Here is a 19,866-nt window from a genome sequence, read left to right as displayed (position 1 = left end):
ATTCACCATAAAAACAGGTATTTATCAGGTTATCTTTTTATTAGCTATACGGTTAAGTTTGTAAAATAGTTCAATTAAATCAAATTCCGTCCTTTAAAATTAAGATGTAAAGTGGCTGATTAAGGTCACGAGTCATTGCGACTTGTCATCCTTATTTACTGCAAACAAGTGTAAGCATGACTTATTCAAGTTATTTGGCCATGTAATTGACTAAAAACCCAGTTAAAGCAGCTTGTTTTCAAATGTGCATTGTTAATATTAAGGCACAAAAAAACAGAGCAAGCGCTCTGTTTTTTTATTCAAATGTTAAAAGGACAAACTCAACAGTGCATTTTTGCTATTTTTCGTCAGCATTTGAATATTGAGAAAAGCGCTCTAAGCCCCACACAATCCCGATACCAAGTAAACAACAAATAATGGCAACCGTCACTTGCGACGGCTCAGAGGTAGTTGTTTCAAATTGCATCGGCGATAAGTTCATTTCAGTTAAAGGCACTTGCAACCCTTTTGAGTTTTCACGCCAAGTCAGCACTTCTTTCCAGGGCCAAATTTTACCTAACGTACCTAACATTAACCCAGTTAAGAACATCAATGTCGCATCGTGGAAACGACGTAACATGGCTGATAACACATGACTAAAGCTGAGTAACCCAACGCCACAACCACAAGCAAATATGGTTAATGAAATCACATCAAAGCCTTTTGCTGCGGCTAAAACTGCAGGGTATAAACCTAACAGCAATAAAATAAAACTGCCTGAAATGCCCGGTAAAATCATGGCGCAAATGGCAATTGCACCACCAATAAAGAAGGTAAAGTAATTAGCCTCTAGCTCAATAGGGTGTAACACCGTAATCACCCAAGCAAACGCGACCCCAGCCACAAACAGCCCAATACGAGGTAAACTAAAACCTTTAACTTGTTTGAGCATATGCACAACAGAGTACAAAATTAAGCCAAAGAAAAATGACCAAATGGGAATAGGATGGGTGTCTAATAACCAAGAAATTAACTTAGCTAGAGAAAAAATACTCGTCAAAATACCAGCGAATACACACACTAAAAATGGACCATTAATGTGCATAAAGGCCGCTTTAATACCTTGTTGTTTAATGATCTTAAGTAGCGACAAGTTTATCTTGCGGATCCCCTCTAAAAGCGGGTCTAAAATCCCAGTAATAAATGCAATTGTTCCACCAGAAACGCCGGGGACGACATCGCAGGCGCCCATCGCCATGCCTTTTAAGTAAGTGAGAAAATAGTTCAAAACATGCCCTTAATCTTTCAGAAGAATCAGGATTATACCGAGGTTTGTTAATAGTTGAAGCAGAATAATTATTTCAATATTGTTAACAACAATGTTAATCTCATCCGACCAGATAAGTTTGTGAATGGAAACACAATGACAACTAAAATCAATAAAGTCATGGGCCTTTATCAAAAAGTCACCCGCTACCCTTTTGGCCACCATATTTTTTCAAAAATGGTGTCACGAATGGCGCCTTATTTCGGCACAGTTAATCCCTATATTCAAACCCTCAAACCTAACCGCTGTGAGGTGTTAATTAAAAAACATAAAAAAGTACAAAACCACATTGGCACAATGCATGTGATTGCAATTTGTAATGGTTTAGAAATGGCCATGGGCACAATGGCTGAAGCTTCCATTGCGAAGCATTTACGTTGGATTCCAAAAGGGATGTCGCTTGACTACACCGCTAAAGCAGGTTCAGATATTGTTTGTGTGGCACAAGTCCACCCAGATCAATGGCAAACAGGTGATATGTTCGTTGACGTAAAAGCTTACGACAGCAATGGTGTTGTCGTTGTTAAAGGTCATATCAAGTTATGGATATCAGAAAAACCCATTAAATAACCCTAACGTATTAATGGAAAGTTGATAATCAACATCAAGGACGTTGTGATGAAAAAAGCCGTTTTGCTTAAACGAACAGTTAAAATTGGGCTGCTCAGCGTCTTATTGCTGACACAAGGTTGTATAAGCTGGGTAACACCTAAGGTGCAATCATCATTAATCGAACTCGAGCAAGGCGAATATCAACTCGACACTAACCACGCTGCGGTATTATTTAAAGTCGGTCACTTAGGGTTATCTACTTATGTCGGCCGCTTTAATCAATTTGATGCACAGCTGTCATTTTCACCGCAAGACATGAGCCAAGCCTCGCTCAGCGCTACCGTCAACATCGACTCTTTAGATATCAATAATGATGACTTAACCGACACATTAATGGGCAGCAGTTGGTTTGACCAAAAACAATTTCCTCAAGCGGTGTTTACTTCGCAATCTGTGATCCCTATTTCTGATACCGAGTTTCAGTTTTATGGCACATTAACATTACGCGGCATTAGTAAACCTGTAAGCTTTAACGCCATATTCCATGGCGGCGCAGATAATTGGATGACCGGCAAATACACCTTAGGGTTTAGTGCAACGAGCACTTTTAAACGTTCTGACTTTGATATGGGCAGCTACATTCCGTTAATTGGTGATGACATTGACATTGAAATCTATGCCGAGTTTTTAAAACAGTCATCGCCAACAAACTAATATTAAGCTGTTATTACCATCTAATTTCATGTACTCATCGTGGTTTCAGGATAAGTTGATATGTTATAAACTCACTTTAACTTGTTAATCCATATCAAAAATAGAGAACGTTCATGAAAATTATATTGGCAGTTTTTGTCATTGCGGCAGTCATTTTTTACTTTTTCACTCAATCGAATAACCAAAAAGCCGCACAAGAGAATATCGAAAAAGGCCAAGCGTTTCTTGCTGAAAACGCTAAAAATCCAGACGTAGTACAAACAGCATCAGGCTTGCAATATCAAGTGATTACCCGCAGTGACAACACCGAGCACCCTAGCGCTAAAGATAAAGTCACCGTGCATTATCACGGCACCTTAATTGATGGCAGCGTGTTTGACAGCTCAGTCGAACGCGGCGAAAAAATTTCATTCCCACTAAACAGAGTCATTAAAGGTTGGACTGAAGGACTACAGCTGATGACCGTTGGCGACAAGTTCCGTTTCTTTATTCCAAGCGAGTTAGCTTACGGCAATCGCGCCGCAGGTAAAATTGAAGGCGGCTCAGTGTTAATTTTTGACGTTGAATTATTCAAAATTAACTAAATATTCCCCTTGAACGTGTCATGCCAAACGCCACATTTTGTGGCGTTTTTTTTTGGTGATGCATCCTTTTGCTTAACTCTATTTTCCGCGTGTTAACCTCAAACGAAAAAAACACCGCAACGAGTCATCGGCTTAACATTACCCTTGCCTTTTTTACATCGTTTTCAGACACAAATAATCTTCACAGCTATTGCGCCCACAAAGCCACAATTGTCATAATGTCGGCTCTTTAATATTGCCCTTTTTAATTAGACTGGTTTTTCCAGCCTTTCACTGGAGTCTTTATGTCTGCGTCAATCGCTCAACGTGTCGGCCTTATTCGCGAATCGCTTAAACAACATCAAATAGATGCCTTTATTATCCCACGAGCAGATGAGTATTTAGGGGAATATGTCCCAGAAAAGAACGAACGCTTACTTTGGGCAACAGGCTTTACTGGCTCCGCTGGTATGGCGATTATTTTACAAAATAGCGCGGCTATCTTTACTGATGGGCGTTACACAGTGCAAGTGCGTCAACAGGTCAGTGGCGATATATTCCAATATTTAGGTTTAGCAGAAGATCCACAAATTGAATGGCTCATTGAGACTTTACCTGCAGGCAGCAAAGTCGGTATCGACACCCGTTTGCACACTTTAGCTTGGGTTGAACAAGCAAAAGCCAAACTCAATAAAGCTGAACTTACATTAGTTGAAATAGCCAATAATCCAATCGACCAACACTGGCATGACCGCCCAGCAGCGGCAACAACACCTGTGATGTTATTTTCCCATCAAGGCGCGGGTAGAAACAGCGTAGAAAAACGCCAGCAAATTGCCGACATAGTAAAAAAGCAAGGCGCTGATGCCGCATTAATTACCGCTTTAGATTCATTTTGCTGGTTACTTAACCTGCGCGGCGGTGACGTACCAAGATTACCGGTATTACTGGGCACAGCACTGTTATTTACTAATGGTGAAGTGATTTTATTTACTGACATTAACAAGTTACCACAAGGCACAATGGAACATGTCGGTGCTGGGGTTAGCTTTAAAACTGAAGCCGAGCTTGAGCAAACCTTATTAGCTCTTGGCAATATTAAGCTGCTAGCTGACCCATTTACAGCGAATGCATGGTCACAACTCACAGCGATTAAAGGTGGCTGTCAGTTAATTGCTGGCGCAGATCCAATTGCATTACCAAAAGCACAAAAAAATAGTGCAGAACTAGCTGGCATGTATGCATGTCATATTCGAGATGGCGCTGCTGTTACTCGCTTTTTAGCATGGTTAGATGCTCAAGTTGCTCAAGGTAACATGCATGATGAAGCCGTACTTGCTGACCAACTTGAAAGTTACCGCTTAATGGACCCGTTATACAAAGAGCCAAGCTTTGACACCATTTCAGCAACAGGTGCTAATGCTGCTATGTGCCATTACAACCACAACAATGGCACTCCAAGCACGATGACAAAAAACAGCCTTTATTTAGTGGACTCGGGCGCACAGTATCTTGACGGCACCACCGACGTCACCCGTACGATTGCCATTGGCGATGTCAGTGCTCAGCATAAAAAAATGGTCACATTAGTGCTAAAAGGGCATATTGCCTTAGATTTGGCCCGCTTCCCTAAAGGCACTACTGGCCAGCAATTAGATAGCTTTGCGCGTCAATACTTATGGCAACACGGCTTTGACTTTGACCATGGTACAGGCCATGGCGTCGGACACTTCTTAAGTGTGCATGAAGGCCCACAACGTATTGGTAAAAATGCCAACAACGTGGCATTAGTTGCAGGTATGGTGTTGTCTAACGAACCCGGTTATTACCGCGAAGACGCCTTTGGTATTCGTATTGAAAATCTTGTTGCAGTGCAAAAGTGCCAAGCACTTGCCGGCGCTGAGCGTGAAATGTATGAGTTTGACGCATTAACCTTAATTCCTATCGACAAACGTTTAATCGATACTCAGCTATTAACCACCGCTGAAATTAACTGGGTGAATCAATATCATCAGAAAGTGGCACAGACTTTAAGCCCACTGTTAGAAGGTGATGACAAAGCCTGGTTAACCCAAGCAACTCAAGCTATCTAGCATTAAGTAACTAAGTTATCACCAAGGGCAGAAATTGATTCAGCCCTTTTTTATTGCAAAAAAGTCAAAAAACAACCCGATAGTATTCAAGCAATCACTAAAAATTTGTTATACTCCGCGACCGCAAAATCGTTGTCAGCTTGTATCAACCTAGCTTTACTAAACCAAAAGTAAACCTAGCGATTAAGATAAAAGATAAGCTAGCACCTAAGTTAAGCGTTAAATTAAAGGTTAAAGGCTGTCGACGTCGTCAGTTTTACTAGATGAACAGGATAAATAGTATGAAATTTGAATCATATAGCTTCGCTCCCGAGATCCTCAGTGCGATAGCTGACTGTGGGTACACTGAAATGACCCCAGTACAAAAGCAAGCTATTCCTGCTATTCGTCGTGGTGAAGACGTACTGGCAAGTGCGCAAACAGGCACCGGTAAAACCGCTGCATTTGCGTTACCGATTTTGCAGCGCATTGTTGAACAACCAAAAGCGTTACAACCATCAAATACCCGCGCGCTAATTTTAACCCCAACCCGTGAGCTTGCCGCTCAAGTCGCTGACAACATCAGTGAATACGGTAAGCATATCGATTTAACGGTTCTCACCATTTATGGTGGGGTTAAACTCGACACTCAAGCGCAAAAGCTTAAACAAGGCGCGGATGTAATTGTTGCCACACCGGGTCGGTTACTTGAGCATATTGTGGCTTGTAATGTCAGTTTATCGAATGTTGAATTTTTAGTATTAGATGAAGCCGACCGCATGCTAGATATGGGCTTTAGTGCTGATATTCAAAAAATCTTCCAAGCAGTCAATAAGTCGCGTCAAAACTTGTTGTTTTCAGCTACATTTTCAAGCGCAGTAAAACAACTGGCTAATGACATGCTCAACAAGCCAAAGTTGATTAATGCCGACAAACAAAACACCACTGCAGAAACCGTTAGCCAAGTGGTATACCCTGTTGAACAGCGCCGTAAGCGCGAGTTGCTGTCAGAGTTAATTGGTAGCAAAAACTGGCACCGAGTATTGGTATTTACTGCCACTCGCGATGCCGCTGATGTGTTGGTCAAAGAGCTTAACTTAGACGGCATTAACTCGGTTGTGGTTCACGGTGAAAAAGCCCAAGGCAGTCGTCGCCGCGCCCTACGTGAATTTACCGAAGGTAAAGCTCGCGTAATGGTCGCCACAGAAGTGGCTGCGCGTGGATTGGATATTCAAGACTTAGAATACGTTGTGAACTACGACCTGCCGTTTTTAGCCGAAGATTATGTTCACCGTATTGGTCGTACAGGCCGAGCGGGCAAAACAGGTGTCGCTATTTCATTTGTCAGTCGTGAAGAAGAACGCACCTTATCTGACATTCAAAAGCTTATTGGTCAAAAAATTCGCCGCATTGCCGTGCCAGGTTATGAAGTCAGCAGCCGAGAACTATTGTTAAAGCAAATTCAAAAGCGTCGTAGTTTCTCTAAAAAGCAACAACGCCAAGATAATGCCGGTGAACAAATGATTGGTGAGAAAAACCTTCAAAGCCGCCATGTTAAGGTGGGCAAAAAACCATCAAACGTGCAGTACAAAAAATTAAAATAAACGCTTGAATCCCTATGGGTAACAGCAAATTCAATCAAAGGCACTTAAGGTGCCTTTTTTATTGAAATTTTTTCGTGAAAAAGCAGGTCTTAGTCAATCTCAAAATAGCATTTATTATCTAACAAAAGGATTTACCATGTTAAAACCGCTACTGATGACCATTGCATTAACTCTGGTGAGTGTCACAGCCACTGCAAAACCCATTGCTGCAGACGAAAATAATATCTCCCCATTGCTTAATGGTCACTCTATTCCCGATGTCACCTTATCAGATGTTAACGGTAAGCCAGTTAACTTACTCAAACTGGTAGAGTCTAAACCGACAATTTTCTTCTTTTATCGTGGCGGATGGTGCCCATTTTGTAATATCCAAATGGGTCAGTTAAAAGCGATTGAACCAAAACTTATTGAAATGGGCGTGCAACTGGTGGGCATTTCACCTGACTCACCAGCAAAGCTGCAAGCGTCAATGAATGACAACAAATTAGATTACGTTTTATTGTCTGACGAACACTTAAATGCCGCTAAAGCATTTGGATTAGCCTTTTATACCAGTCAAAAAGTGACTGACATGTATCAAGCTAAATTAGCGGTAAAAAATCCACTCAATACTACCCCAAGTGGTGAAAAACGTTTAGTGTTACCCGTTCCGGCAATATACATCAGTGACAAACAAGGGTTAATCCACTTTCAATATGCCAATCCAAACTACAAGGTTCGCCCTGCTTCTGAGTTAATTATGACAGCAGCAAAATTGGTCGTTAACCAATAAGCTCCGCTGTTTTTTACCAAATTTTAAAGTGACTCTAGGCGCTGCAATATATTGCAGCGCCTTTTTTACGTTAGCCATTTCCCCCCGCCTTGTGCCAAATACCTTAAAGGCGGATAAACCTCATGATCACACCATCTTAGTTAGCGGTTATTCGCTAAAATAGATTATGATGGCGACTGCATTTTTAAATGACTTTTGTGGATAAGCAGCATCAATGACAGCCCCAACATACAATCAAGCCATTCTTGAGTTAGCTCAAGCAGGATTAAACGCACTCAACCAATGGTCAGCACAATTTCAATCACCACGCACACCAGCGCAGCAAAGCCATTACCTGTGCAGTTGGATGGTTGAGTCATTAAAACTAAAACGCTTTGATAAGTTAGTGGCTGACAATTTAAATGAATGGATCCGCAACGCTCGCAGCCAAGGTGCTGGCGCGCAATTGCCACAATTATTAAGCTCCATTGTTCATCACTACACCATTGCCAAGCAATATCCAGATGCGCTTGGGGATAAATTACAACAGTTACTCACCGCCCTTGATGAGTTAGATTGGTTGGTAGTAGATGACGCCAGTATTAATGCCAAACTCAAATTGGCAAGCAATGGCGCTGCAAGTATTGTGGTGTCAGTTGATGAACTTGAGGCAAATATTCAAGCTGGAGAGTTAATCAGCCCCATCACCTTGTATGCCCGAGGCAATGAAACACAGTTAGGCCAGCAAGCATTACAACACGGCATTATTTTAACGCCCGGCAATAAAAAAGCGTCGTTGATTAAACATCATAAAGCCTATCAAATAGGTGTTGCCAATCAGCTCACACAATTATGTTTGCTCACCCCTTTTGACGCATAAAATAGCGACCACAGGTCAACAAATGGATATCCGCCCAATAACAACAACTGACTGGCCAAATATTATGACCATTCAAGCCAGTTGTTATGGGAAAGGGACTATAGAGTCACAGCAGGTTTTACAGGCTAAGGTTCAATTGAGTCCGCAAACCTGCTTAGTTGTCGTCATTAATCAGCAAATTGCCGCCTATGTTTTAGCGCATCCACGGCCATTATTTACTGCACCTAAATTGCATGTAGAGCAAATAACTCAAGCCACTCAAGCCACTCAAGCCACTCAAGCCACTCAAGCAGGATTACAAACAAAATCACGCGCAACACCATTGCATAATAACCCTCAAGCGAAAAAAGAGTCTTGCTTGTATATTCACGACCTTGCCGTTAACCGTGCCTTTCAACATCAAGGGTTGGCTAAGCAGTTATTTTCACACTTAACTGTTCAGCCTCAGGCGTTATCACATGCTGCCATCGCATTAATATCGTTACCCACTGCGCAGGCTTTTTGGCAAAAACAGGGCTTTATTCTTGCTAAGAATAATCCTGATACATTACAACAATCACTAGAAAGTTACCCTGCTAATAGCCAGTATATGATTAAAGCTAACTGACGCATTTAGGCTAACGAAATCGATATAAAGCCTGATTATCCTAGTAAAAAAATTAACTGAAAGGCTGCACTACACACTGCGACATCAAACTCAATCATTACCTTTGATTCATATTCCTTATAACATATTTCTCATACTATATTTCGGCCCCAGCATAGCGAGTATTGCTTAACTCACATTATCACCAAGCTCATACAGAAACTTAAGCGACATTGTGCTTAAGAAAGAATATGATGTTTAGCCTTAACGGCTTAGCTCTATTGTTCGATGAGTTAGCAAGGTTTTTCAAAAAAGAGTCATGTTATTGATGCTTGAGCATATTTTAATTTTACTGCCACTATTACTGACATTAACCTTAGCGTTAATCGTAAGACACACGCTACTTGCCCTGAGTGTGGGCATTTTATCTGGCAGTATTATCGTCAACCAGTTTCATCTAATTGATAGCGGCAAATACCTTGTTAGCGCCATCACTGAACAGTTTTACGCCCAAGGACAATGGCAAGCGTGGCATTTAAATATTCTCGCGGCAATGATTTTACTGGGAGTGATGACCCAGTTACTTACCCGCGGCGGTGCAGTCAAAGCCTTCGCTGATTGGCTTTATCTTCGAATAAAAAGCGATAGGCAAGCCCGATTAGGTGTTGTGGTATTGGGTTGGATTGTGTTTATCGACGGTATTTTTAGCTGCTTAACCGTTGGCCATGTTTGTCAGCCATTAAGTGAGCGTTATCAACTAACTAAAGCGCAAATTGCTTACCTTGTTGACTCTAATGCCTCGCCGTTATGTGCATTACTGCCCTTTTCCAGTTGGGGGCCTTATGTTATGGCTATTTTAGCCACCATCACCTTTTTACCGACATCGCCACTGGAAGCCTTTATCCAAATTGCGACGTTAAACTTTTATTCCATTACGGTGTTATTTTTATCGTTACTAGTAGCATGGTTTGGCATTGGTTTTAGCGCTAAACCCACTCGAAAACAAGCCATTAAACCTAACAAGCAACCTGTGACTAAAACTGATGTTGCAACGGGTAACCCGTGGTTATTGGGTATACCGATGCTCAGCCTACTTATCGGTTCAATTGGCTTTACCTTATACTCAGGAATCACTCAATCACACAGTATGCAAATCAGCCAATGGCTTGGTGCCGCAGATATTGGCAATGCAATGAAAAACGCCTGTTTGCTAGCCACAATTATCACTATTTTAATGCTCAAATATGGCGGTCGCAGCAGTATTGCACTGCTAAAAGACATGAAAAGCGGCGTTCAGGTAATTAGCTTTGCGGTTATGATTTTACTGTGCACTTGGTTAATTGGTGCGGTGATAAACGACCTCGGTGTGGGTAAATTACTCGCCAGTTGGGCAACGCTGTTTTTATCACAAAATATGTTAGTCGCAGGGGCCTTTTTATTGTGCGCATTAATGGCATTTACGACCGGTTCAAGTTGGGGCACCTTTGCGATAATGATCCCGCTTGGGGCTCAAATAGCCTCGGCAGTAGACATTAATTTATTATTACCAGTATTAAGTGCGGTGATGTCTGGCTCGGTGTTTGGCGACCATTGCTCGCCAATATCAGACACCAGCGTCCTTAGTGCGACGAGTTCGGGTTGTGCACCCCATGAACATGTCATTACTCAGCTACCTTTTGCGTTAATCGCCGCAACAAGCACCCTCGTCGGATTTCAAATGATTAACCTTCACCTTCCGCCTATTGTGGCATTAATCAGCACGTTAATATTGGCAGGCGGATTAATGGCTTTATTACAAAAAAGGCACCTTTTAAGTACCAAGACACTCAGTTAATCTTCAATTAAATGTGCGCATATAAGATAAGCCAACTGATGACGAAAAGAGATTGGTCAAATGCTTGGATCATGGGACAATTAACACACCCGTTATTTCAGTAGTGGCAGCGACCTTTACTGAACCCAAACTAGGAACATTCATGGCACGCCAAGTCATTTACACATTTAAAGGCCAAACCAAAACCATTGCATTTAGTTATGATATACATCATGACTTGTACGAAGCTGCGGCAGAGGCCGAAGGCATTGATCTGACTCGTTTCTTACAAATGGAAGCGCAAATTGCCATGACCTCTAAAAAAGGCGCTAAAGCAGAAAAAGACTTTCGTCGTTCTGAGTTTGCCCGTTTTGGTTTCTCAAGTATTAAATTTGTCCGCGAGGACGACGAACAACCCTAATCTATCGCTAGCACTGACCTGTTGAGATATAATAATGATAAATACAGAACACGCTAACTTTCCTCGTGCCAGCTTTGTAAGAAGATTAGGCGCGATGGTTTATGACCTTTTCCTTGCTGTCGCGGTGTATGTTTGTGCCGGTGCTATCGGTTTTGGTATTTTCTATGCGTTATTTACTGCCAACCTCGTATCGTTAAACGGTTTTGAACACATTTCTGACTCTCTAAATAACACCCCGCTTTACGCTGGCATATATAAGTTTTGGTTGGTTAGCTGTGTTGGCGGCTTTTACGCATTGTTTTGGAGTCGTGGTGGGCAAACTTTAGGCATGCGCGCTTGGCGTCTTAAAGTCCAGCACCCTAATGGACAAAACCTCAGTTTTATTACCGCTAGTGCTAGAGTTGTTTGGTCATTATTAGGGCTCAGTAACCTTTATATTTTACTCAATAGTGAAAAGTTAGGCTTGCAAGATAAGCTCACTCGTACTGAAGTTGTCGTACTATCAGTGGAAGCTAACCAAATGCGTAATTGGCATGGTGCATAATTAACACGCTATGTTAAGCAATCAATTGTCGCCAAGATCAACACATACTCCTCGTCAGCTAGGCACAAAGACAGAAAATGGCTAGCTAACTATCTAAGTGGCTAAACGAGCAAGCAAGCCAACATTAAGTTGATGAAATAAGCCATTAACGCTTTGGTGCAATAAATGCCGAACACAAAAAAGAACGCCGACAGGCGTTCTTTTTTTGTGGTTACAATCCTATGATATTAAGAGGATTAATCGCTTCTGCCACGCTTTTATCGTCAACATAATCGACGATTTAGTTCCATCTGACGCTGCTATTTCACCCGTAAATCAAGTGACTCAATCAAAATAACTAAACCCAAATACTGAGCCAAACCATTCGCTGATTTTATCGCTATAGCCAAACACGATGTGCATTGTTTACGATGTCATCGATGTGATGCTATTTACGAATAAAGTAAATCGCAATCGCCGTAAACAAGATGCTTGGCGCAACGGCCCCCACAAACGCAGGTAATTGATACACAATGCTCATAGGGCCAAATATCTGGCTACTAATATAAAAGCTAAATCCGGCAACCACACCCAATAATATTCTTGCGCCCATGGTCACGGTTCTTAACGGCCCGAACACAAAAGACAAAGCCACTAACATCATTACCGCCACCGTCACGGGCTGCATAATCTTACGCCATAACGCTAATTCATAACGGCTGGCATCTTGGTTATTAATTTTTAAATAATCTAAGTAGCCTAATAACCCTTGAATAGATAATCCTTCAGGCTTAACAGAAACCACACTTAACTTGTCTGGGGTTAAGGTTGAATGCCACATGTCAGAATCTTTAAAAGATGGAGTAATTTTATCTTTACCGACTTTGGTTGATTGCACTTGAGACAATTTCCAACCATCGCCAGTATATTGTGCACTAGCGGCATGACTCATACGAATAAGCGCAAGATCATCATCAAACTGGTAAAAAGTAATATTGTTTAATTTACTGGTGTCTTGTACTTCACCAATATTGACGAACATATCACCGTCTCTTGCCCATACCCCGCGGTGCGAGGCAATTAAATTACCACCAGAGATCTTAGTTGCCTGCATTTCTTTGGCAACCCGCTCAGACACTGGCGCGCCCCACTCACCTAAGACCATCACCATGATCATCAATGGAATAGCGGTTTTCATCGCCGACTGAGTGATTTGTAATCGTGACATGCCAGAGGCTTGCATAACCACTAATTCAGAGTTTGAGGCCAGCATGCCCATACCAATTAACGCACCAAGCAGCACCGCCATTGGGAAGAACATCTCAATATCACGAGGAATTAAAAACAGCACATAGACACCAGCATCAAGCATGGTGTAAGCGCCGCGGCCAACCAATCGTAACTGGTCAACCCATTTAATGATCCCAGACAACCCCGTTAAAATCAGCAATGTGAGTGCTGAGGTACTCATAATGATACGCGCAATATAAAAATCAATAATCATTACGCATTCACCTGCTTCTTACGTTTAAAGCCATTGAAAAGTCGTCCCGCTATTGGGCGCTCTTTACTTAACAGTATTATCCCTAACACTAAGGCGCTCAAATGTATCCACCACATACCTAAGAAAGCGGGGAGCACCTCATCTTCGAGGGCTTTGCGTCCGGCAACCATTAAACCAAAATAACCAAGGTACAATAAAATAGCCGGAAAAATTTTGGCAAACTTGCCTTGTCGAACGTTCACGCGCGCCAGAGGGACAGCGATTAACGTCAATAACGGTATCGCAATGGGAATCGCGATACGCCAATGGAACTCCGCTACGGCTTCAGGGCCTTTGGTTTTAATCAGTTCATTAAGAGGCAAAGCAGATAAACGACGACGACGCTCATCGACTTCTTGCTCTTTAATTTCCATTTGATAACCACCAAACTCAATCACCTGATAGTCTGGGGTTTTAGGGCTACCTTGATAACGAATCCCCTTATTCAGTTGTAACGACTGGCTTCCAAATTCATCTTCAATCACTTGGCCACTTTTAGCGACCACGACATTGGTGACACCGGTATCAGCATCAGGGTCTGGTAGCTGCGCCACAAACACTTTATTTAATTTGTTGTCTTTATCAATTTTCTCAACAAACAATACCGCTCGACCATTAGGACTGGTTTGGAATCGACCTTGCACTAAGGCTGCAAGTCCCGCTTCAGACTGCGCTTTTTCAAGCACTTGGTTTTGATGTTCCTCTGCCCAAGGGCTCACCTGTAAAGCAAGGAATGCGGTAAACACAAAATTAGCAATCCCGAGTAACAAGGTCACACGGGTAACGTACCACTCGGACACCCCAACTCCGTGTAAAACCACCATTTCATTTTCAGCATACATGCGACCATGCGCGAGCAAAATACCAAGAAAAAAGCTCAGAGGCAGGACTAAAACAGTCAACTTAGGCAGGTTTAGTGCTAACAACGTTAACACCAATGAAGCAGGAAAAGCGCCATTAGACGCATCTGCTAAGACTCGGACAAACTGCTGGCTAATAAAAATAGTTAACAACACTATTAATACGGCAAATTGCGCCTTTAAAACTTCACCAATTAAATATCTAAATACAATCACAAGTAGGATCCGGGAGCTAAACTTATCTTTTTACTGGTAACAGACTATCTTTCATGTAAACTGACTACTTTTAACAGTTTTGATAATTTTATAACCAATTAGGAAGGTGATTAAAATCATTCATTTGAGACGCGCGATAACCATAACAAAACGCGTTTTACTCATAATGAATAACAGAAGTTTATCACCTTTACGTTATTCTTGACGGCGAAATCGCCCAATTGAAACATTATCTTATAAATATAAAAGTTTGTCTTTAATAATCTAGGAGTGCTCATGGAGTTTAGCGTAAAGAGTGGCAGCCCTGAAAAACAACGTTCAGCATGTATCGTTGTAGGTGTATACGAACCTCGCCGTTTATCAGGGATAGCAGAGCAATTAGATAAAATCAGTGAAGGCTATATCAGTAACTTACTTCGTCGTGGTGATTTAGAAGGAAAACCAGGGCAAATGTTGTTGCTTCACCATGTTCCAAATGTATTAAGTGAACGTGTATTGTTAGTGGGTTGCGGCAAAGAACGAGAACTAGATGAACGCCAATACAAACAAATTATCACAAAAACCATTAATACGTTAAATGAAACAGGTTCAATGGAAGCCGTTTGTTTTTTAACTGAATTACACGTTAAAGGTCGTGATACGTACTGGAAAGTGCGTCAAGCGATAGAAAGCACTCAAAATACCCTTTATACCTTTAATGCACTTAAAAGCCGTAAAGACGAAACTCGTCGTCCGCTGCGCAAAATGGTATTCAATGTACCTACTCGCCGCGAGCTTACTATTGGTGAACGCGCCATTGAACATGGTTTTGCAGTATCACAAGGCATGAACTTATGTCGTGATGTTGCCAATATGCCACCTAATATCTGTAACCCAGCTTATTTAGCCTCTCAAGCTCGTCAAATGGGTGAAGTGCACGAAAACCTAACGGTGACTACCGTAGGTGAAGAGCAAATGGCTAAGTTGGGAATGAATTCCTACCTTGCTGTAGGTCGTGCCAGCAGCAATGAATCCATCATGACTATCATGAACTATCAAGGTGCGGTGGATAGCACTGAAAAACCACTTGTTATTGTGGGTAAAGGGTTAACCTTTGATTCAGGCGGTATTTCGTTAAAACCGGGCGAAGCCATGGATGAAATGAAATACGACATGGGCGGTGCAGCTGGTGTTATTGGCACAATGAAAGCACTATGTGCCATGAACTTACCCATTAATGTCATTGGTGTATTAGCGGGTTGCGAAAACATGCCATCAGGTAATGCTTATCGTCCAGGAGATATACTGACAACCATGTCAGGCCAAACGGTAGAAGTATTAAATACCGACGCTGAAGGCCGCTTAGTATTATGTGATGTACTGACTTACGTTGAGCGTTTTGATCCCGAACTTGTTATCGACACCGCAACGTTAACCGGTGCCTGTGTGATTGCTTTAGGTAAACACGCTTCAGGTTTATTTAGCTCGCACAACCCACTAGCACATGAGTTACTTAATGCTGGCGAGCAAAGTGGTGATCGCGCATGGCGTATGCCTTTATGGGACGAGTACCAAGACATGCTTGATAGCCCTTTTGCTGACATGACCAATTTAGGTGGCCGTCCAGCAGGCTCAATTACTGCAGCTTGTTTCTTATCTCGCTTTGCTAAAAAGTACAACTGGGCCCACATTGATGTAGCAGGTACGGCTTGGAATAGTGGTGCCAATAAAGGCTCGACTGGTCGTCCAGTACCATTATTAACTCAGTTTATGATTAATAAATCAGGTGTAGAAACCAGCGAGTAAGCGCACGCTAACGTTACGCTATTTACCGAGACTATCGTTAACGCATTGGTAAATAGTTAGCAAATCCATTTGCAACAAACACATTAAAAAGGTGAAGCCGCGGCTTCACCTTTTTTGTTGCTCAAACATAACCAAACCCGCAAATTAAAAGCCAGTTAACCGTTAATGGCAGCGATTAGCAGATTTATTTATGCTTTGTGCTATCGCAACCTGACACTGACTAGCGTCAATGACCCGTTTTAGTATAAAATTCGACTTCAATTAATTACCTTTGTCTTTCAATGCCTCAAGCCCAGTTTTTTCTCATGCCTGAATCAATACAATCATCAGCAATAGATGACTTGTATTTGGCTGCCTGTCAGCTGGCTGAGCAGCATTACCGTCAACAACAATGGGTTTATATTCATTGCAAAGACAAACAACAGGCTCATGCAATTGATGAACTGTTATGGCAATTTGAGCCCAGCAGTTTTGTCCCGCATAACCTAAAAGGTGAAGGTTTATATACCGGTTCTCCAGTAGAAATTGGTTTTGATCCTGTTGGCCCGAATAAAAGTCGTCAACTACTGATTAATCTTGCAGACCAAGTGCCCCAATTTGCGGTAAACTTGCCTCATATTATTGATTTTGTCGCGCAAGACCATGCACTCAAGCAACACGCTCGCCAACGTTATCGCCAATACCAACAACTTGGCATGCAAGTGAGTACGCAGCCTCTTGCCGTTTAACCCATTTTTTGATTAAGAAAATACGCTCCCATGGAAAAAACATACAATCCTAAGTCGATAGAACAAGCTCTGTACCAAAATTGGGAAGAGCAAGGTTATTTCAAGCCGCACGGTGATCAATCTAAAGGCAATTACAGCCTTATGATCCCACCACCTAATGTGACAGGTAGCCTGCACATGGGTCATGCATTCCAAGACACCATTATGGATGCCCTTACGCGTTACCAGCGCATGAAAGGAAAAAACACGTTATGGCAAGTCGGTACCGACCACGCAGGTATTGCTACCCAAATGTTGGTTGAACGCAAGCTTGAGGCCGAAGAAGGCAAAACTCGTCACGACTTAGGCCGCGACAAGTTCATTGACAAAATCTGGGATTGGAAAGCACAATCTGGTGGCACTATCACCAAACAGCTTCGTCGCATGGGCGCATCAGTCGATTGGGATCGTGAGCGTTTCACCATGGACGAAGGCTTATCAAAAGCCGTTCAAGAAGTGTTTGTGCGCCTTTATGAAGACGACCTCATTTACCGTGGTAAACGCCTCGTAAACTGGGACTGTAAATTACAAACCGCTATCTCTGATCTTGAAGTTGAGAACAAAGAAAAGCAAGGCAGCATGTGGCACTTCCGCTTCCCATTAGCTGAAGGCGCATTAACTGCAGACGGTAAAGACTACTTAGAAATTGCCACCACGCGTCCTGAAACCATGTTAGGTGACAGCGCCGTAGCCGTTCACCCTGATGACGAGCGCTACCAATCATTAGTTGGCAAACATGTGTTATTGCCTATTGTTAATCGCCTAATTCCAATTGTGGCCGACGATTATGTCGACATGGAATTTGGTACAGGTTGTGTAAAAATCACCCCCGCACATGACTTTAACGACTATGAAGTGGGTAAACGTCACGCCTTGCCAATGTATAATATCTTCACTCTTGAAGCGGCAGTTCGCGCATTCGTTGAAGTGATTAACACCGATGGCACACCAAATAAAGATATCGAAATCGCCTTACCAGAACGTTATGTCGGTTTAGATCGCTTTAAAGCCAGAACCGCGATTGTCGAAGAATTTGAAACATTAGGTTTACTTGAAAAAATCGTCCCACACGGCTTAAAAGTTCCTTATGGCGATCGCAGTGGTGTGGTAATTGAACCACTGTTGACAGATCAATGGTATGTTGCTGTTGCTCCGATGGCGAAAACCGCTTTAGAAGCCGTTGAAAATGGCGAAATTAAATTTGTCCCACAACAATACGAAAACATGTACTACTCGTGGATGCGTGACATCAACGACTGGTGTATTTCGCGCCAACTTTGGTGGGGACATCGTATTCCAGCATGGTATGACCAAAACGGTAAAGTTTACGTTGGTCGTAACGAAGCGGAAGTACGCAGCAAGCATCAGTTAGATGACAGCATTGTATTACGTCAAGATGACGACGTATTGGACACTTGGTTTAGCTCGGCTTTATGGACATTCTCAACATTAGGTTGGCCAGATAACTTAGAAGATTTAAAAACATTCCATCCTACTGATGTATTAGTGACGGGTTTTGACATCATCTTCTTCTGGGTTGCGCGCATGATCATGATGACCATGCACTTCATTAAAGATGAAGACGGCAAACCACAAGTGCCATTTAAAACCGTGTACGTTACCGGCCTTATCCGTGATGAAGCGGGTAATAAGATGTCAAAATCTAAAGGTAACGTGCTTGATCCTCTCGATATGATTGATGGTATCGACCTTGAGTCATTAGTTGAAAAACGCACTGGTAATATGATGCAGCCTAAAATGGCCGCAAAAATTGAAAAAAGCACTCGTAAAGAATTTAGCGATGGCATTGAAGCCCATGGCACCGATGCACTGCGCTTTACGCTAGCTGCAATGGCATCAACAGGGCGCGATATCAATTGGGACATGAAGCGTCTAGACGGTTACCGCAGCTTCTGTAACAAGTTATGGAATGCTTCACGTTATGTGCTAATGAACACCGAAAAACAAGTGGAAGGTGCGGCAGATGACGCTGTAGGCGAAGCATTAGATTGCGGCCAAAATGGCGGCGAAATGCAGTTATCGTTAGCTGACCGTTGGATCATTGGATTATTTAACCAAACCGTTAAAACATTCGATGATCATATGCAAGCATACCGTTTTGACCTTGCAGCCAATACCTTATACGAATTCACATGGAACCAATTCTGTGACTGGTATTTAGAGCTCACCAAACCGGTATTACAAAACGGCACGCAAGCGCAGCAGCGCGGCACTCGTCATACCTTAGTAACGGTACTTGAGAAGATGCAGCGTTTAATGCACCCAATCATGCCATACATTACTGAAACCATTTGGCAGCGTGTGAAACCACTTGCAGGTGTTGAAGGTGAAACCTTAATGCTGGCCGCATTCCCAACTTATGACGTTGAGCTTGTCGATACACAAGCGATGGCCGACCTTGAGTGGGTGAAGCAAGTCATTACTGCGGTTCGTAATATTCGCGCCGAGCTAAATATTGCACCATCTAAACCACTTAATGCGCTGCTTCGCGGCGTAAGCACACAAGATAAAGCCCGTATTGAAGCTAACCAAACGTTCTTTAAAACATTAGCAAAGCTTGAGTCTATGACGATTCTGGCTGAAGATGACAACGCCCCAATGTCTACCACCCAAATTATTGGTGACATGGAGCTATTAATTCCAATGGCTGGATTAATTGACGTTGCAGCTGAAATGGCGCGTATCGATAAACAACTTGAAAAGCTGCTTAACGAAACACGTCGCATTGAAGGCAAACTGTCTAATCAAGGCTTTGTGGCTAAAGCGCCAGCAGCTGTCATCGACAAAGAGCGCGCTAAACAAGCTGAGTTCCAACGTGACATTGACAAGCTTACTGAACAAAAAGCTGAGTTAGCAAAACTAGAGGCTTAAATTAAGTAACCGTGATTC

At 42.4% G+C, this 19,866-nt stretch carries 17 protein-coding genes; 14 read left to right on the top strand and 3 right to left on the bottom strand.

The features are described 5' to 3' along the window. Window positions 1–337: 337 nt before the first annotated feature. Complete coding sequence (locus G3R48_RS01040; protein WP_153661113.1) at window positions 338–1,267, bottom strand: polyprenyl-phosphate transporter; 930 nt, start codon at window positions 1,265–1,267, stop codon at window positions 338–340. 135 nt (window positions 1,268–1,402) lie between these two features. Between G3R48_RS01040 and G3R48_RS01035 the strand changes: the two genes are divergently transcribed. The 11 genes from G3R48_RS01035 (at window position 1,403) to G3R48_RS00985 (ending at window position 11,806) form a co-directional block, all read left to right on the top strand. Continuing rightward, window positions 1,403–1,876, top strand: a complete 474-nt coding sequence (locus G3R48_RS01035; RefSeq protein WP_153661114.1) for a hotdog fold domain-containing protein — start codon at window positions 1,403–1,405, stop codon at window positions 1,874–1,876. Window positions 1,877–1,924: 48 nt separating this feature from the next. Next, window positions 1,925–2,572 carry a YceI family protein gene (locus tag G3R48_RS01030; protein ID WP_153661115.1) on the top strand — a complete coding sequence of 216 codons (648 nt, stop codon included), beginning with the start codon at window positions 1,925–1,927 and terminating at the stop codon, window positions 2,570–2,572. Window positions 2,573–2,685: 113 nt separating this feature from the next. Continuing rightward, on the top strand, window positions 2,686–3,156 hold the full coding sequence (gene bamJ / locus G3R48_RS01025; RefSeq protein ID WP_153661116.1) for a BamJ family beta-barrel-assembly machinery protein: 471 nt from the start codon (window positions 2,686–2,688) through the stop codon (window positions 3,154–3,156). A 284-nt stretch (window positions 3,157–3,440) separates the two neighbouring features. Continuing rightward, window positions 3,441–5,228 carry an aminopeptidase P family protein gene (locus G3R48_RS01020; protein ID WP_153661117.1) on the top strand — a complete coding sequence of 596 codons (1,788 nt, stop codon included), beginning with the start codon at window positions 3,441–3,443 and terminating at the stop codon, window positions 5,226–5,228. Between the two features lie 281 nt (window positions 5,229–5,509). Then, a complete protein-coding gene (locus G3R48_RS01015) occupies window positions 5,510–6,811 on the top strand; it encodes a DEAD/DEAH box helicase (protein ID WP_153661118.1) in 1,302 nt (433 codons plus the stop codon). A gap of 136 nt (window positions 6,812–6,947) precedes the next feature. Next, complete coding sequence (locus G3R48_RS01010; protein WP_153661119.1) at window positions 6,948–7,583, top strand: peroxiredoxin-like family protein; 636 nt, start codon at window positions 6,948–6,950, stop codon at window positions 7,581–7,583. 214 nt (window positions 7,584–7,797) lie between these two features. Next, window positions 7,798–8,442 carry a DUF2913 family protein gene (locus tag G3R48_RS01005; protein WP_153661120.1) on the top strand — a complete coding sequence of 215 codons (645 nt, stop codon included), beginning with the start codon at window positions 7,798–7,800 and terminating at the stop codon, window positions 8,440–8,442. 22 nt (window positions 8,443–8,464) lie between these two features. After that, a complete protein-coding gene (locus G3R48_RS01000; RefSeq protein ID WP_153661122.1) occupies window positions 8,465–9,049 on the top strand; it encodes a GNAT family N-acetyltransferase in 585 nt (194 codons plus the stop codon). Window positions 9,050–9,356: 307 nt separating this feature from the next. After that, window positions 9,357–10,862 carry a Na+/H+ antiporter NhaC family protein gene (locus G3R48_RS00995; protein ID WP_153661123.1) on the top strand — a complete coding sequence of 502 codons (1,506 nt, stop codon included), beginning with the start codon at window positions 9,357–9,359 and terminating at the stop codon, window positions 10,860–10,862. 142 nt (window positions 10,863–11,004) lie between these two features. Beyond that, window positions 11,005–11,262 (top strand): DUF2960 domain-containing protein, encoded by a 258-nt coding sequence (locus tag G3R48_RS00990; protein ID WP_153661125.1) that lies wholly within the window; start codon window positions 11,005–11,007, stop codon window positions 11,260–11,262. Window positions 11,263–11,296: 34 nt separating this feature from the next. Continuing rightward, on the top strand, window positions 11,297–11,806 hold the full coding sequence (locus tag G3R48_RS00985) for an RDD family protein (RefSeq protein WP_153661127.1): 510 nt from the start codon (window positions 11,297–11,299) through the stop codon (window positions 11,804–11,806). A 427-nt stretch (window positions 11,807–12,233) separates the two neighbouring features. Here the strand turns inward: G3R48_RS00985 and lptG are convergent, their stop codons facing one another. Both lptG and lptF read right to left on the bottom strand, forming a co-directional pair. Further along, window positions 12,234–13,289 carry an LPS export ABC transporter permease LptG gene (lptG, locus tag G3R48_RS00980; RefSeq protein WP_153661129.1) on the bottom strand — a complete coding sequence of 352 codons (1,056 nt, stop codon included), beginning with the start codon at window positions 13,287–13,289 and terminating at the stop codon, window positions 12,234–12,236. Next, on the bottom strand, window positions 13,289–14,404 hold the full coding sequence (lptF, locus tag G3R48_RS00975) for an LPS export ABC transporter permease LptF (RefSeq protein WP_212593167.1): 1,116 nt from the start codon (window positions 14,402–14,404) through the stop codon (window positions 13,289–13,291). The genes lptG and lptF overlap by 1 nt, the downstream gene beginning before the upstream one ends. A gap of 276 nt (window positions 14,405–14,680) precedes the next feature. Here lptF and pepA point away from each other — a divergent pair, with 276 nt between their 5' ends. The 3 genes from pepA (at window position 14,681) to G3R48_RS00960 (ending at window position 19,848) form a co-directional block, all read left to right on the top strand. Then, window positions 14,681–16,189 (top strand): leucyl aminopeptidase, encoded by a 1,509-nt coding sequence (pepA, locus tag G3R48_RS00970; RefSeq protein WP_153661131.1) that lies wholly within the window; start codon window positions 14,681–14,683, stop codon window positions 16,187–16,189. Between the two features lie 281 nt (window positions 16,190–16,470). After that, window positions 16,471–16,917: a DNA polymerase III subunit chi gene (locus tag G3R48_RS00965; protein WP_153661133.1), complete on the top strand. Its 447-nt coding sequence runs from the start codon at window positions 16,471–16,473 to the stop codon at window positions 16,915–16,917. A gap of 30 nt (window positions 16,918–16,947) precedes the next feature. Next, complete coding sequence (locus G3R48_RS00960; RefSeq protein ID WP_153661135.1) at window positions 16,948–19,848, top strand: valine--tRNA ligase; 2,901 nt, start codon at window positions 16,948–16,950, stop codon at window positions 19,846–19,848. Window positions 19,849–19,866 lie beyond the last annotated feature (18 nt).

Source organism: Shewanella intestini, from assembly GCF_018221465.1.
In the GTDB taxonomy this organism is placed as follows: domain Bacteria; phylum Pseudomonadota; class Gammaproteobacteria; order Enterobacterales; family Shewanellaceae; genus Shewanella; species Shewanella intestini.
Note: the sequence above shows the minus strand (reverse complement) of the source record. Positions and strands in the feature narration are given on the sequence as shown.

Excerpts from the sequence above, each read along its gene's own strand:
- G3R48_RS01035 (WP_153661114.1), top strand. The coding sequence starts at position 1,403 with ATGACAACTAAAATCAATAAAGTCATGGGCCTTTATCAAAAAGTCACC.
- G3R48_RS01030 (WP_153661115.1), top strand. The coding sequence starts at position 1,925 with ATGAAAAAAGCCGTTTTGCTTAAACGAACAGTTAAAATTGGGCTGCTC.
- bamJ (WP_153661116.1), top strand. The coding sequence starts at position 2,686 with ATGAAAATTATATTGGCAGTTTTTGTCATTGCGGCAGTCATTTTTTAC.
- G3R48_RS01020 (WP_153661117.1), top strand. The coding sequence starts at position 3,441 with ATGTCTGCGTCAATCGCTCAACGTGTCGGCCTTATTCGCGAATCGCTT.
- G3R48_RS01015 (WP_153661118.1), top strand. The coding sequence starts at position 5,510 with ATGAAATTTGAATCATATAGCTTCGCTCCCGAGATCCTCAGTGCGATA.
- G3R48_RS01010 (WP_153661119.1), top strand. The coding sequence starts at position 6,948 with ATGTTAAAACCGCTACTGATGACCATTGCATTAACTCTGGTGAGTGTC.
- G3R48_RS01005 (WP_153661120.1), top strand. The coding sequence starts at position 7,798 with ATGACAGCCCCAACATACAATCAAGCCATTCTTGAGTTAGCTCAAGCA.
- G3R48_RS01000 (WP_153661122.1), top strand. The coding sequence starts at position 8,465 with ATGGATATCCGCCCAATAACAACAACTGACTGGCCAAATATTATGACC.
- G3R48_RS00995 (WP_153661123.1), top strand. The coding sequence starts at position 9,357 with ATGCTTGAGCATATTTTAATTTTACTGCCACTATTACTGACATTAACC.
- G3R48_RS00990 (WP_153661125.1), top strand. The coding sequence starts at position 11,005 with ATGGCACGCCAAGTCATTTACACATTTAAAGGCCAAACCAAAACCATT.
- G3R48_RS00985 (WP_153661127.1), top strand. The coding sequence starts at position 11,297 with ATGATAAATACAGAACACGCTAACTTTCCTCGTGCCAGCTTTGTAAGA.
- lptG (WP_153661129.1), bottom strand. The coding sequence starts at position 13,289 with ATGATTATTGATTTTTATATTGCGCGTATCATTATGAGTACCTCAGCA.
- pepA (WP_153661131.1), top strand. The coding sequence starts at position 14,681 with ATGGAGTTTAGCGTAAAGAGTGGCAGCCCTGAAAAACAACGTTCAGCA.
- G3R48_RS00965 (WP_153661133.1), top strand. The coding sequence starts at position 16,471 with ATGCCTCAAGCCCAGTTTTTTCTCATGCCTGAATCAATACAATCATCA.
- G3R48_RS00960 (WP_153661135.1), top strand. The coding sequence starts at position 16,948 with ATGGAAAAAACATACAATCCTAAGTCGATAGAACAAGCTCTGTACCAA.